We start from the raw sequence: 11,783 nt of genomic DNA, 5'->3' as shown, positions 1-11,783 counted from the left end.
TTCATGAGCCAGGGCGCATGCGTTTTGCGCCTACGCCTGCCGCTTTCCCGTGACTACATTGCCCCCATCGCATGAGACGGAAAATAAGGCCATCACAGAGACAAGGAAAGGGCCTCCATATGGCCAAGACACCGCAATTCCAGGACACACAGCCCGACATCAGCCACACCACCCGCACTGGCAAGGGCATGCCCGTCAGGGTGCCTCATCCCGGCAGGGACAGGGAGAGCGCGGACCTCGAACACACGCCTCAGGATGTGTCGGATGAAGCCAGCCTGGCCATGCCGCATGAGCGCGACCAGTCCACCGACATGACCAGCGACAAACCCGACCCGGCCATCAAACAGGCCAAAAAGGACATCGACAGCGGCAAGAAGGACACCAGCAAGGCGCCCGAGATGAACACGGCCTACCAGAAGCAGAAATAAGGCGCGCCACGCCGGCGCTTCAAGGTGTTTTCAGGGTACGCGCGGCTGCCGGTGGCGTTTCAGGCACATCGACACCGGGCTGCAAGGCACGATTGGCGGGGCCCATGCGTTCGCTGATCCAGCGCAGCAAATCCAGCCACATCTGGCGCATCTCCGCGTCCAGCGGCGTGCGGGTCGAGTTGGGCAATTCAATCGTCACCACCGGCACGCCCTTGTGTACCCCGCCATAGTTGCCAAGCGAGCCGGGGAAGATGCCCACCTGGTCAAGGTAAAGCCGGCCCAGCCTGGACGGCGGCACAAAGCCTTCCTTTGCCGGGCCGTCAAAGTCAAGCACGCCGTAAGGCGCATGGATGCTGACAATCAGCTGCGGCTTGAAGCGCTGCATTTCTTCAATCAAAAACCGCGACTCGGGCTCTGACAGCGGCTTCGGGCCGGGGAAGCGGCGCGGGTCCTTGCGGGTGCGCTTTTCCCAGTAGATTTTTGCATCACGCTCCCAGTTCGGCGTGGGGAAGTTGCGGTTCAGATCCACGCCGTTGGCATTGACACGTTTGGGCGGCTTGCTGAACAGGCCGTCAGGGTTAAGTGCCGGTATGAAGCGCCAGTGCACCACCTGCGGCATGTCGGCAGGCTGCTCGGCCATGCGTATCCACTGCAGTGCCATGGACGCAGACGACAGCTCGTCGCCGTGAATGGCGCCCAGCACCAGCACCCTGACAGTGGCGTTGCCGGGGTTGATGTCGCGAACCCACAGGGCGCGGCCATTGACCGACTTCGCCGTGGTGGGCTGCAATTTTGCCGATTCACACAAGTGCTTTGTGACGTTGGGCAGACGGGCGACAAATTCGTCGCAGGGCTCGGCAGATTGCGCATTGCCGGTAACGGCGCCTGCCACGCAAAACAGGGCCAGGGCGGCAAGAGTGGATGGAGCAGTACTGGCGCGCAGGAGGAGCATGAAAGACATCGGTTTCCAAGTTTAACTGCCGGCCATGACAGGACGATCCGGCAAGGCTTGGGGGCTTGGGGTAAATTAGCCCAATGGCTTTAACCAATAACAAGGCTTCCGCTCAGCCAGTCAAAGCAAAGGCGCCGGGTTTCTCACAAAAGGAATTTCGCGCATCGCTGGCGATGTTTGCCACCGGCGTCACCATCGTCACGGCACGCGCGGCAAGCGGCGAACTCATAGGCCTGACGGCCAGCTCCTTCAATTCGGTATCACTGACCCCGCCGCTGGTGCTCTGGAGCCTGGCGCATGCAGCCAGCTCAATGGCCATCTTCAGCGCCGGCTCGCACTACGCGATCAACATTCTTGCGGCAGACCAGAAGGCTCTGGCCGAGCGTTTTGCCGGCAAGCGCGAAGGCCGCTGGACAGATGTGGCCTTTACAGAGAGCGAAGCAGGCCTGCCGCTCATTACCGGCGCGGCGGCCACGTTTGAGTGCTTTAACCGCAGCCGTTATGCAGAGGGTGACCACACGATTTTTGTCGGCGAGGTGGAACGCTGCAACCACCGCCCCGGCGCATCACCGCTGCTGTTTCACGGCGGCCGGTTCTACAGCGAACATCCGCTTTAAGGCCGGCCCCGCCGCCGCTCTGCACCTGTTTACCCTGCGCTCGGCAGCAGATCGACAAAGTTGTCTGCCAGCATGGGCTTTGAACGCGCTGGCCAGACAGCGCTGAGCTCCATGGTCGGCAGCATGTGCACTTCGCGCACCTCGGCATAACGCACGCCCGGGAAAGACACCCGGGCGGTGGCGCTTGAGACCAGCGCGCTGCCGCAATGCGCAGCAACGCAGGCGAGGACGGTGGTGGTGCGGCTGGCTTCCTGAACAATCTCCGCATGCTCCCCCACCTTGCGGATCGCGGTCAGCACCGCCGCCCTCAAGGCCGGAGCCTCGTGCGTGCCAAAAAGCACGAGGCCGCCGCGCGCCACGTCGGCAAGTGACACCTTGCCATCGGCACCGACAGGAAAATCTTCACGCACTGCCGCGACCATGCGGTAGCGGGCAATGACACGCTGCTTCATGCGCGCATGGATTTCAATGGGGGTGTAGAGGAGCCCGACGTCGATGGTGCCGGCTTCCAGCGCTGCGACCTGGTCGAGGTCGGTCATCTCGCGCAGGATGAATTCCACACGGGGCGTTTTTTGCCGGTACGCATACAGCGCCTCGGGCAGCAACTGAAGTGACGCCGTGGCTACAAAGGCAATGGTGAGCCGGCCGGCAATGCCCTGGCCAATCAGCCGCGCATGCTCGGTGGCTGCGTCGATGCGGGCCAGGCTCAGGCGCGCATCCTCAAGAATTGCCTGGCCTGCCACAGTGAGTTCAGCACCCCTTCGCGAACGCGTAAACAGCTTGACCCCCAGCAAACCCTCCATCCGCACCAGTGCCTGGCTGAGGGCAGGCTGCGCCACGCCCAGTGTTTCCGCAGCACGGGTCAGGCTTCCAGTCTCAGCAACTGCAAGGAAATAGCGCAGGTGTCGGGTTTCCATGTGAATCTCTTATGGGAACAGGCTGATTTATCAGCTGCCGCTTATCTTGCAACGCGAAAGAGTTTGAGCATTCCCGTAAAAACCCTTTGCTCGTAAACCTGAGTAATACATGCATGTTTCTTATGAATATTCATGGTTTATACAGTTTCAGTTTATTGCTCGGGGGTCAATAATTTGTTCAGCGGAAGGCCTGTTGTTTGCAGGAAGACGTCTCAAGAGCGTCTCTTGTGCATGCCTGCCCCGGGCTGCACGCATGCCCTGACAACTATAGAAGGAGACAAAAATGACTTTTGTAAAGCCGTCTGCCGAAGAGGGCCGCAAGAACGCAGGCATTTCGCGCAGGCAATTCGCCGCGGCATCACTTACGCTGACGGGAGCGCTGGGGCCTTTGGACCTGCTGGCGCAGACACCCGAGGCCTATCCCTCAAAACCTATACATTTTGTAGTTGGCTACACCCCGGGTGGGCCGAACGACACGCTGGCGCGCCTGTTTGCGACGAGGCTGAAAGACCGGCTGGGGCAGCCTGTCATCATTGACAACAAACCCGGCGCAGGCAGCCTTATAGGCGGCGAGTTCACTGCCAGAGCTGCGCCGGACGGCTACACATTTTTCGTTGCGCCCGGCGGTCACCCGCTGTTTTCTGCGCTTTATCCCAAGATGCGCTATGACCCGCTGAAGGACCTGACAGGGGTATCCCAGTTCGTCAGGCTGTCGCAGGTTCTGGTCGCGTCTGCAGAATTTCCCATCCGCAACGTCAAGGATATCGTCGAGTTCGGCAAAAAGAATCCGGACAAATTGACGCTGGCAACCAGCGGCACGGGCTCGCTGGCCCACTTGTCCGGCGAGCTCCTCGGCCGTTCCCTAGGCGTGAACATCAAGCACGTTCCCTACAAGGGCGTCGCCCCGGCCCTGGCCGATGTCATTGGCGGACATGCGACCCTGATGTTCGACTCTTACCAGGCGCTGTTGCCGCATATCCGCTCGGGCAAGCTGCATGTGATTGGCTATGCGGGCAAAAAGCGCTGGCCGCAGGCACCGGAGGTACCCACCTTCATCGAGCAGGGCGTGCCGGGGTTTGCAGTTGAGACTTTCATCGGGCTTGTGGCGCCGGCAAAAACACCGCGGCCCCTTCTTGAACGCGTCGCGCGTGAACTTGATGCGATACGCCGGGAACCCGAGGTCAAGGAGCTTCTGCTCAGCTACGGCATGGAAGCCGCCGACGGAAGCATTGATGACTTCAATCGCTTCATGACCGAGGAAAACATTCGCTGGAGCAAGATCATCCGCGAGCTCGACATCAAGATGGACGCATAAGACATGGCAAACAACAACACGGCGGGCAGGTCCATGGAAGGCCGCGCCGTCATCGTGACAGGGGCAGGGCGTGGAATAGGCCGGGCGATTGCAATTGCAATGGCGGCCGAGGGAGCGCTGGTGGTTGCGAACGACATCGGCGGCCAGGACGGCGCGAGCACGACGGCTTCGCCGGTGACGGACGTGGTCGGTGAGATCACAGGCAGCGGCGGCCGTGCTGTCGCCTGCATTGACAGTGTGGCCAGCTGGGAGGGTGCGCAGCGCATGGTCGAACTGGCCATGACGAATTTCGGCCGGGTAGACGCTGTCGTCAACAACGCAGGCAACCTGCAGGACAAAATTTTTCACCAGATGTCTCCCGAAGAGTTTGATGCAGTGGTGAAGGTGCACCTTTATGGAAGCTTTTATCTGAGCAGGGCGGCCGCAGCAGTCATGCGAAAGCAGGGCTCGGGTGCCTTCGTCCACATGACCTCGACCAGCGGGCTGATCGGCAATCTGGGGCAGGCCAACTATGCGGCAGCCAAGATGGGTATCGCGGGACTGTCACGGTCCATTGCCATCGACATGGCACGCTTCGGCATACGCTCGAACTGCATCTCGCCGGCAGCTTTCAGCCGCATGACCGAGGGCCTGCCCGCTGCTTCACCGGAAGAGCAGGCTGCATTCGAGAAAAAGCTGCGCGAGAAGGTGCGCCCTGAACAGGTCGCGCCACTGGCGGTGTTTCTCGCCAGCGATGCGGCGGCCGATATCACCGGGCAGATCATCGGCGCCCGCGGCAACGAGATGTATCTATACAGCCAGCCGCGCCCCATCCGGACACTGCACCGCGCAGACGGGTGGACGCCGGCGGCACTGGCAGAGCAGATGTTGCCGGCATGGCGCACTTCCCTGACGCCGCTGGAGCGCATCCGGGACGTTTTTTCCTGGGACCCGATCTGAAAGACGGGGATATGTACGAGCAACGGTTGAGGTTTGCCAATGGATCTTGAGTTTTCTGCAGAGGAAGTAGTTTTTCGCGATGAGGTCAGGGCGTTCGTCAAGGAACATCTGCCGCAGGACATCCGGACAAAGGTTCTGGAGGGCCGGTATCTTGTCAAGGACGATTACGTACGCTGGCACAAGATCCTGAGCAAAAAAGGCTGGTATACCCCCGTCTGGCCAAAGGCCTACGGGGGATGCGAATGGACGCCGATACAGCGGCACATCTTCGACTATGAGTCATGCCAGCTGGGTGCGCCGCCGGTTTACCCCTTTGGCCCAACCATGCTCGGCCCAACCATCATTGCGTATGGCACCGAGGAGCTGAAGCAGCGCTTCCTGCCGCCCATCCTGAATTGCGAGATATGGTTTTGCCAGGGCTTTTCAGAGCCGAATGCAGGCTCGGACCTGGCATCGCTGCGTACCAGCGCTGTCCGCGACGGCGACCACTACATCATCAACGGGCAGAAAACCTGGACCTCGCTGGCCCATCAGGCGGACTACATGTTTGCGCTGGTCAGGACCGACAACCAGTCGCCCCGCAAGCAGGACGGCATTTCAATGCTCCTGATCGACATGAAGTCGCCCGGCATTTCGATTCGGCCGATCAGGACGCTGGACGGTGGCTGCGATGTCAACGAAACCTTCTTTGACAACGTGCGCGTACCCGTGGCAAACCTTGTGGGGCAGGAGAACCGGGGCTGGTCATGCGCGAAGTACCTGCTGAAATTCGAGCGCAGCTCGATAGCCCGGATCGGCGTTGCGCGAACCGTTTTATCGCGCCTCAAACGCATTGCAGCAGCGCAGAGCGCAGATGGCAAACCGCTGACGCAGGACAGGCGCTTTCGCGATCGGCTGGCGATGCTGGAAATCGAATTCATGGGTCTCGAGATGACCAACCTCCGGTTCCTGGCGATGCAAAACGGGGGCAAGGAGCCGGGCGTGGAGTCGTCAATCCTGAAATTGAAGGGCTCCGAGGTGCACCAGGCACTGTCGGAACTGCTGGTAGAGGCCATGGGGCCCTACGCGCTGCCGTTTCGTTATGACGTGCTGGAGGCGGTGGAGGACCTCGACCCTGTCGGCCCGGACTATGCCGCCCATGCGTTTCCCACTTACCTCAACCTTCGCAAGCTGACGATTTTCGGCGGCGCCAGCGAAATACAGCGAAACATCTATGCAAAAGCCGCCCTTGGCCTGTAGGAAGCCTGATGAACTTTGACCTCAGTGAAGAGCAGCTTGCCTTTGACCATTCGCTGCGGCGAATGGTGTCGGAAAAATACACCCTGGCACTCAGGCGCGAACACCAGAAATCGGACAAGGGCTACAGCGAAGATGTGTGGGAGCAACTGGCGAACCTCGGCGTGCTGGGCCTGACCATTGCGCAGGAGCGCGGCGGCTATGGAGGGTCATCGGTTGACGCCATGTTTGTCATGAATGCGCTCGGCCCGGCCCTGCTGCTGGAGCCCCTGGTGCCAACCTGTATCGTGAGCGCCTCACTGGTGGAGGCGCTGGGCTCGGAGCAGCAGCAGTCAGAGATGCTTCCTGCGATCGCGCAAGGCAGGCTGACCATGACGCTGGCTCATGCGGAGCCCGAATCGCGCTATGAGCTTTCCCGTGTCGCAACATCTGCAGAGCGCACATCCAGAGGCTGGAAGCTCAACGGCGCAAAGTCCGTTGTTCCGCATGCAACGCAGGCCGGCCAGCTGATTGTTTCGGCGCGGATATCCGGCACGGTGGACGCCGCAGAAGGCATTGCGCTTTTTCTGGTTGACCCTGCTGCGGCCGGCCTGTCCATCAGGGACTACACGACCATGGACGGCACACGCGCCGGCGAGATCAGGCTTGAGAACGTTGAAGTCACCGCGTCACACCAGCTCGGTGGCGATGCGGAAATCGTGGAACACATCGAGCTTGCCTGCGACAAGGGAGCCACTGCCTGCTGCGCGGAAGCCGTAGGCATCATGGATGCGCTGCATGCGCTCACCGTGGACTACGTCAAACAGCGCAAGCAGTTCGGAACAACCATCGGCTCGTTCCAGGCGGTGCAGCACCGGCTGGTGGACATGGTCGTGATGATGGAGCAGGCCCGTTCGCTGACCTACCTTGCCGCCATCCGGACTGCGGGCACGGATGCCGCGGCCCGCCGCGTGGCTGTTTCTGCGGCCAAGGTCATGGGCGCCAAGGCGGGCAAATTCGTGGCGCAGCAGGCCATACAGCTGCATGGCGGAATCGGGGTGACGGACGAATACATTTGCGGACATATGGCAAAGCGGCTGTTCACACTGGCCATCCTGTTTGGTGATGCCGACTCGCACCTGGAGCGATTCATACAAACCCAGGACGCACACCCGGAACAATTTGCATGAGGCCTGATGAACATGTTCACATGCAGGCATCGCGCAGCTTGGGTCCGGGTCTGGCCACGCTGTTCGAACCCGCCTCCATTGCCATCATCGGCGCATCCGGCGATGCATCCCGCATAGGCGGGCGTCCCCTGCTGGGCGCACTTAACTGGGGCTACAAGGGATTGCTTTATCCCATCAATCCGCGCCATACAGAAGTACAGGGCCTGGCATGCCTGCCGTCGGTCCGTGACATCGGCCATGCGCCGGACCTGGCCATCATTGCGCTGCCCGCAGAAAAAGTCCTGGACGCCATGGAGGAGTGCGCGCAGGCGGGCGTGCGCAATGCCCTGGTGTTCAGCTCGGGGTTTTCCGAGCTGGGCGGTGAAGGCACCGCCATGCAGTCACGAATGCAGGAGCTTGCCCGCACAAGCGGCATGCGCATCGTGGGGCCAAACTGCATGGGCATCATGAACCCGGCCCTTGGTCTCTACGGCACGTTTTCGAGCATCCTCGGCCCTGACAAGCCGGATCCCAGCGGCATCAGCATCGTCAGCCAGAGCGGTGCATTTGGCATTCACTGCATTGCACTCATGCTCAAGCGCGGACTGGGACTCGGACTGTGGGGAACAACTGGCAACCAGGTCGATGTCGAGTTCTCCGAAGTGCTGGAATACATGATCGACGCCCCGCAGACAAAGGTGGTCGTGGGCTGCGTTGAAGGCGTCAGGGATGGCGCACGTTTCATTCGGGTCCTGGAGAAGGCGCGCCGCAAGCGCGTGCCAGTCGTGATGATGAAAATCGGTACCTCGGATGTGGGTGCACAGGCAGCCGCAACCCATACCGCAACCCTCACGGGGTCGGATGACATTTTCAACGAGGTCCTTCTGGCCAGCGGTGTGCGCCGTGCAAAAACCATCGAGGAGCTTTTCGACATCGGCTATGCATGCAGTGCGCAAAAATTCCCGGCGCGCAACACTGTCGGCATCCTCAGCATCTCGGGCGGGTTCGGCATTGCGCTGGCCGATGCTGCCAGCGAGGCAGGAATTGAAGTGCCCCCGCTGCCTGAGGAAACGCAGGCGCAGCTAAAGACTTTTATCCCCTATGCGGGAACGCGCAATCCGCTGGACGTCACCGCCCAATTCATCAATGACTCGGCCATCGTCGGACCTGCTTTCGACGCCGTCCTTCGGCACCATGATTCGATGGTGTGTTATCTGGGAGCCACGGGCACATCTGAAAAGCTGATGGCCAAGGTAGACAGCTGCCTTGCAGATGTTGCTGCCCAGCACAAAGACAAGCTGCTGCTGATGTCTGCAATCATGACCCCCCCGGTCAGGAGGCGTTACGAAGGCATGGGATACCTGGTTTATGAAGAACCCACGCGCTGTATCTCGGCCATCGCAGCCCTGCGGGATTACGCACGCTCGTTTGCCATTGAGGAAGAATCGGCTCCCGCAGGCCCGGGTTCAGAGCCTCGGCCTGCGGGAATGGCCACCCTGAACGAAGAAGCGTCCAGGGCCCTTGTCGAGCGGGCAGGTATTCCCGTTGTCAGGCACAAGACCGTGACTTCGCCTGATGGCGCGGCCACAGCGGCAAGGGAGCTAGGCTTTCCGGTCGCAATGAAGGTGCTCTCCGTGCAGGTGCCTCACAAATCGGATGTCGGGGGAGTTGTGCTTTCCATCGTTGATGAGGCCTCGGCCCGCGACGCATTTTCGCGGATTCTCGCTTCGGTAACAGCGGCTGTGCCGCATGCGCATATTGAAGGCGTGCTTGTTTCCCCGATGATAGGCTCGGGCGTTGAAATGATCATGGGCGTCAAGCACGATCCGGTCTTCGGCCCCATCACCGTCATAGGCTTTGGGGGAGTTCTTGTCGAGGTACTGCAGGACACCGCCATCGCCGTCGGACGCATCAGCCATCGCAAGGCGCTTCAGATGATTCACAGCCTCAAGGGCATAGGCCTGCTGCTCGGGGTGCGCGGTCGGCCGCCGACAGATATCGACGCGCTGGCACAGGCGCTTGTTGCGGTTTCAGCTTATGCCTGCGCCAACGCAGCCTGGCTTGAAGGAATCGACATCAATCCCGTGATCGTTCGCGGCGAAGGCGAGGGCGTCATTGCTGTCGATGCGCTGGTTCAGTTGGGCTCATCAACAACCGGCGTGCCGGCCACAGCGGAACACTCATGAACAGGCATCCAAAAGCGATGATTTCCGGCGCTTACGAGCACCCGATCCGCAAGGCTACCGGTCAATCCGTCGCGCAACTGCATGCAGAATGCGCCAAGGGCGCCCTGGAAGACGCAGGCCTTGCAAAAGGCGATGTGGACGCATATTTTTGTGCGGGTGATGCGCCGGGCCTGGGTGCACTGAACATGGCCGACTACATGGGCCTGTCCATCCGGCATGTCGACTCCACGGAAACTGGCGGTTCCTCCTACCTTGTGCATGTAGCCCACGCAGCCAATGCAATTGCCGCAGGCAAATGTGAGGTCGCACTGATTACCCTGGCCGGCACACCCCGGTCAAGCCAGCGCAAACCGGGCTCGCACACCACGCTGGACTGGCCTGACAGTCCCTTTGAACAACCTTATGGCGCAGACCTTGTCAGCCTGTATGCCATGGCAGCCAAAAGGCATATGCACGAGTTCGGCACAACCAGCGAACAACTGGCCTGGATCAAGGTGACAGCGTCCATGCATGCACAGCACAATGCGCGCGCCATGCTGCGAGACCCGGTCAGCGTTGAGCAGGTGCTCGCCTCCCCACTGGTTGCCGACCCCCTGCACCGGCTTGACTGCTGTGTCATCAGCGATGGTGGCGGCGCGATCATAGTGACTAGCCCGGGAATCGCCAAATCATTAAAAAGACAAAGCGTGTCGGTGCTGGGCTGCGGCGAGTCTGTCAAGGGCCTGAGCGGCGGCAAGGTCGATCTGTCTTTTACCGCGGCTGCCGCTTCCGGGCGTGCTGCCTTTGCCGAGTCCGGCCTTACGCCTGCCGACATCCGGTATGCCTCCATCTATGACAGCTTCACGATCACCGTACTGCTTCAGCTCGAAGACCTGGGTTTTTGTGCCAAAGGGGAAGGCGGCAGGTTTGTGGCTGATGGCGCGCTGATAGCCGGTGCCGGCCGCCTGGCCGTGAACACCGACGGCGGCGGCCTGTGCAACAACCACCCGTCCAATCGGGGCGGCATGACAAAAATCATCGAGGCCGTGCGGCAGCTCCGCGGCGAGGCCCACCCTGCCGTGCAAATACCCAATTGCGAGTTTGCCCTCGCGCAGGGCATGGGCGGCTCGATTGCCACGCGGCATGCGAGCGCCACCGTCATTCTGGGGGCGCAATGATGCACACATCTCCATCCACACAGCCGCTGCCACAGGCCGGCGGTGAAGCTGCGGAATTCTGGCTTGCGGCATCAGGCGGCCGCCTGCTGCTCAAATGCTGCGAGGACTGCCATGAGGTCCACTACTTCCCGAGGACACTCTGCCCCTTCTGCTTCAGCGGGAACACCGTATGGTTTGAAGCCTCCGGGCGAGGCACCATCTACACCCTTACCCTCAACCGGCGCACTGAACCCTGCCAGGTCATTGCCTATGTGCGCCTTGAAGAGGGCGTCACGATGATGACAAATGTGGTGGGCGAAAACGCGCTGCAAGCGGCCATTGGCGCGGCAGTGACAGTTGATTTCATTGCAGGTGACAACGGGCAGCACGTCCCCATGTTCAGGCTGGCTTCAGCAGAAGGGAAACAGGCGCCATGAAAACTTTTGACAAACTCACCGATCTCCGCGAAATGACGGGCCACTCGCTTGGCACAAGCGACTGGGTGACCATTGACCAGAAGCAGATCGGGCTTTTTGCCGAAGCCACAGGCGACCACCAGTGGATCCATGTGGACGAACAACGTGCGGCAAACGGCCCTTTTGGCAAGACCATTGCGCACGGGTTTCTCACACTGTCGCTGATTCCTGAATTTCTGCGCACGACCTTTGGCATCCGGGATGTGAAGATGGGGATCAACTACGGGCTGAACCGTGTGCGCTTCATGTCGCCGGTTGTCTCCGGAAGCCGCCTGCGTGCGCATTCAAAGTTGTTGTCTTATGAAGACCTTCCCGGAAACGGCGCGCAGATGGTGATCGAGATGACCGTCGAAGTGGAGGGCAGCACCAAACCAGCCTGCGTTGCAGAGTCCATCAGCAGGCGTTACACCTGATCGCCAGGCCGGTACTTTGC

12 protein-coding genes are annotated in these 11,783 nt (G+C 60.7%); 10 read left to right on the top strand and 2 right to left on the bottom strand.

Annotation, left to right across the window (positions count from 1 at the left end):
- The first annotated feature begins 119 nt into the window (after positions 1-119).
- Positions 120-428 (top strand): hypothetical protein, encoded by a 309-nt coding sequence (locus HYX42_RS16095; RefSeq protein ID WP_293404830.1) that lies wholly within the window; start codon positions 120-122, stop codon positions 426-428.
- A 19-nt stretch (positions 429-447) separates the two neighbouring features.
- Here HYX42_RS16095 and HYX42_RS16090 read toward each other — a convergent pair whose 3' ends face one another.
- Entirely contained in the window at positions 448-1,389 is a 942-nt protein-coding gene (locus HYX42_RS16090) for a M14 family murein peptide amidase A (RefSeq protein WP_293404828.1), read from the bottom strand.
- A 74-nt stretch (positions 1,390-1,463) separates the two neighbouring features.
- On the opposite strand from HYX42_RS16090, the gene HYX42_RS16085 reads away from it, so the two are divergent.
- Positions 1,464-1,997, top strand: a complete 534-nt coding sequence (locus HYX42_RS16085) for a flavin reductase family protein (protein ID WP_293404826.1) — start codon at positions 1,464-1,466, stop codon at positions 1,995-1,997.
- Positions 1,998-2,026: 29 nt separating this feature from the next.
- On the opposite strand, the gene HYX42_RS16080 is transcribed toward HYX42_RS16085, so the two are convergent.
- Positions 2,027-2,914, bottom strand: coding sequence for a LysR family transcriptional regulator (locus HYX42_RS16080; protein WP_293404824.1), 888 nt, complete (start codon positions 2,912-2,914; stop codon positions 2,027-2,029).
- Between the two features lie 283 nt (positions 2,915-3,197).
- Here HYX42_RS16080 and HYX42_RS16075 point away from each other — a divergent pair, with 283 nt between their 5' ends.
- From HYX42_RS16075 to HYX42_RS16040, 8 genes are read left to right on the top strand one after another with little or no spacing between them, the layout of a single operon-like run.
- Complete coding sequence (locus tag HYX42_RS16075) at positions 3,198-4,229, top strand: tripartite tricarboxylate transporter substrate binding protein (protein WP_293404822.1); 1,032 nt, start codon at positions 3,198-3,200, stop codon at positions 4,227-4,229.
- Positions 4,230-4,232: 3 nt separating this feature from the next.
- Positions 4,233-5,168 carry an SDR family oxidoreductase gene (locus HYX42_RS16070; RefSeq protein WP_293404820.1) on the top strand — a complete coding sequence of 312 codons (936 nt, stop codon included), beginning with the start codon at positions 4,233-4,235 and terminating at the stop codon, positions 5,166-5,168.
- Positions 5,169-5,207: 39 nt separating this feature from the next.
- Entirely contained in the window at positions 5,208-6,407 is a 1,200-nt protein-coding gene (locus tag HYX42_RS16065; RefSeq protein WP_293404817.1) for an acyl-CoA dehydrogenase family protein, read from the top strand.
- Positions 6,408-6,415: 8 nt separating this feature from the next.
- Positions 6,416-7,573, top strand: coding sequence for an acyl-CoA dehydrogenase family protein (locus tag HYX42_RS16060; protein ID WP_293404816.1), 1,158 nt, complete (start codon positions 6,416-6,418; stop codon positions 7,571-7,573).
- A complete protein-coding gene (locus HYX42_RS16055) occupies positions 7,570-9,738 on the top strand; it encodes an acetate--CoA ligase family protein (RefSeq protein WP_293404815.1) in 2,169 nt (722 codons plus the stop codon). Before HYX42_RS16060 ends, HYX42_RS16055 begins: the two co-directional genes overlap by 4 nt.
- Positions 9,735-10,895 (top strand): thiolase domain-containing protein, encoded by a 1,161-nt coding sequence (locus HYX42_RS16050; RefSeq protein ID WP_293404814.1) that lies wholly within the window; start codon positions 9,735-9,737, stop codon positions 10,893-10,895. Before HYX42_RS16055 ends, HYX42_RS16050 begins: the two co-directional genes overlap by 4 nt.
- The gene (locus tag HYX42_RS16045) at positions 10,892-11,311 is read left to right on the top strand and encodes an OB-fold domain-containing protein (protein ID WP_293404812.1); all 420 of its coding nucleotides are present in this window, start codon (positions 10,892-10,894) and stop codon (positions 11,309-11,311) included. The genes HYX42_RS16050 and HYX42_RS16045 overlap by 4 nt, the downstream gene beginning before the upstream one ends.
- Positions 11,308-11,763, top strand: coding sequence for a MaoC family dehydratase (locus HYX42_RS16040; RefSeq protein WP_293404810.1), 456 nt, complete (start codon positions 11,308-11,310; stop codon positions 11,761-11,763). Before HYX42_RS16045 ends, HYX42_RS16040 begins: the two co-directional genes overlap by 4 nt.
- The last annotated feature ends 20 nt before the right edge of the window (positions 11,764-11,783 follow it).

Source organism: Polaromonas sp., assembly GCF_016185115.1.
GTDB lineage: Bacteria > Pseudomonadota > Gammaproteobacteria > Burkholderiales > Burkholderiaceae_C > Polaromonas.
This window is presented reverse-complemented; position numbering and strand designations above follow the sequence as displayed.

What these genes read in the sequence shown, in the direction of transcription:
- HYX42_RS16070 (WP_293404820.1), top strand. Translation starts at nt 4,233, where the DNA reads ATGGCAAACAACAACACGGCGGGCAGGTCCATGGAAGGCCGCGCCGTC.
- HYX42_RS16060 (WP_293404816.1), top strand. Translation starts at nt 6,416, where the DNA reads ATGAACTTTGACCTCAGTGAAGAGCAGCTTGCCTTTGACCATTCGCTG.
- HYX42_RS16050 (WP_293404814.1), top strand. Translation starts at nt 9,735, where the DNA reads ATGAACAGGCATCCAAAAGCGATGATTTCCGGCGCTTACGAGCACCCG.
- HYX42_RS16045 (WP_293404812.1), top strand. Translation starts at nt 10,892, where the DNA reads ATGATGCACACATCTCCATCCACACAGCCGCTGCCACAGGCCGGCGGT.
- HYX42_RS16065 (WP_293404817.1), top strand. Translation starts at nt 5,208, where the DNA reads ATGGATCTTGAGTTTTCTGCAGAGGAAGTAGTTTTTCGCGATGAGGTC.
- HYX42_RS16040 (WP_293404810.1), top strand. Translation starts at nt 11,308, where the DNA reads ATGAAAACTTTTGACAAACTCACCGATCTCCGCGAAATGACGGGCCAC.
- HYX42_RS16055 (WP_293404815.1), top strand. Translation starts at nt 7,570, where the DNA reads ATGAGGCCTGATGAACATGTTCACATGCAGGCATCGCGCAGCTTGGGT.
- HYX42_RS16080 (WP_293404824.1), bottom strand. Translation starts at nt 2,914, where the DNA reads ATGGAAACCCGACACCTGCGCTATTTCCTTGCAGTTGCTGAGACTGGA.
- HYX42_RS16075 (WP_293404822.1), top strand. Translation starts at nt 3,198, where the DNA reads ATGACTTTTGTAAAGCCGTCTGCCGAAGAGGGCCGCAAGAACGCAGGC.
- HYX42_RS16095 (WP_293404830.1), top strand. Translation starts at nt 120, where the DNA reads ATGGCCAAGACACCGCAATTCCAGGACACACAGCCCGACATCAGCCAC.
- HYX42_RS16090 (WP_293404828.1), bottom strand. Translation starts at nt 1,389, where the DNA reads ATGTCTTTCATGCTCCTCCTGCGCGCCAGTACTGCTCCATCCACTCTT.
- HYX42_RS16085 (WP_293404826.1), top strand. Translation starts at nt 1,464, where the DNA reads ATGGCTTTAACCAATAACAAGGCTTCCGCTCAGCCAGTCAAAGCAAAG.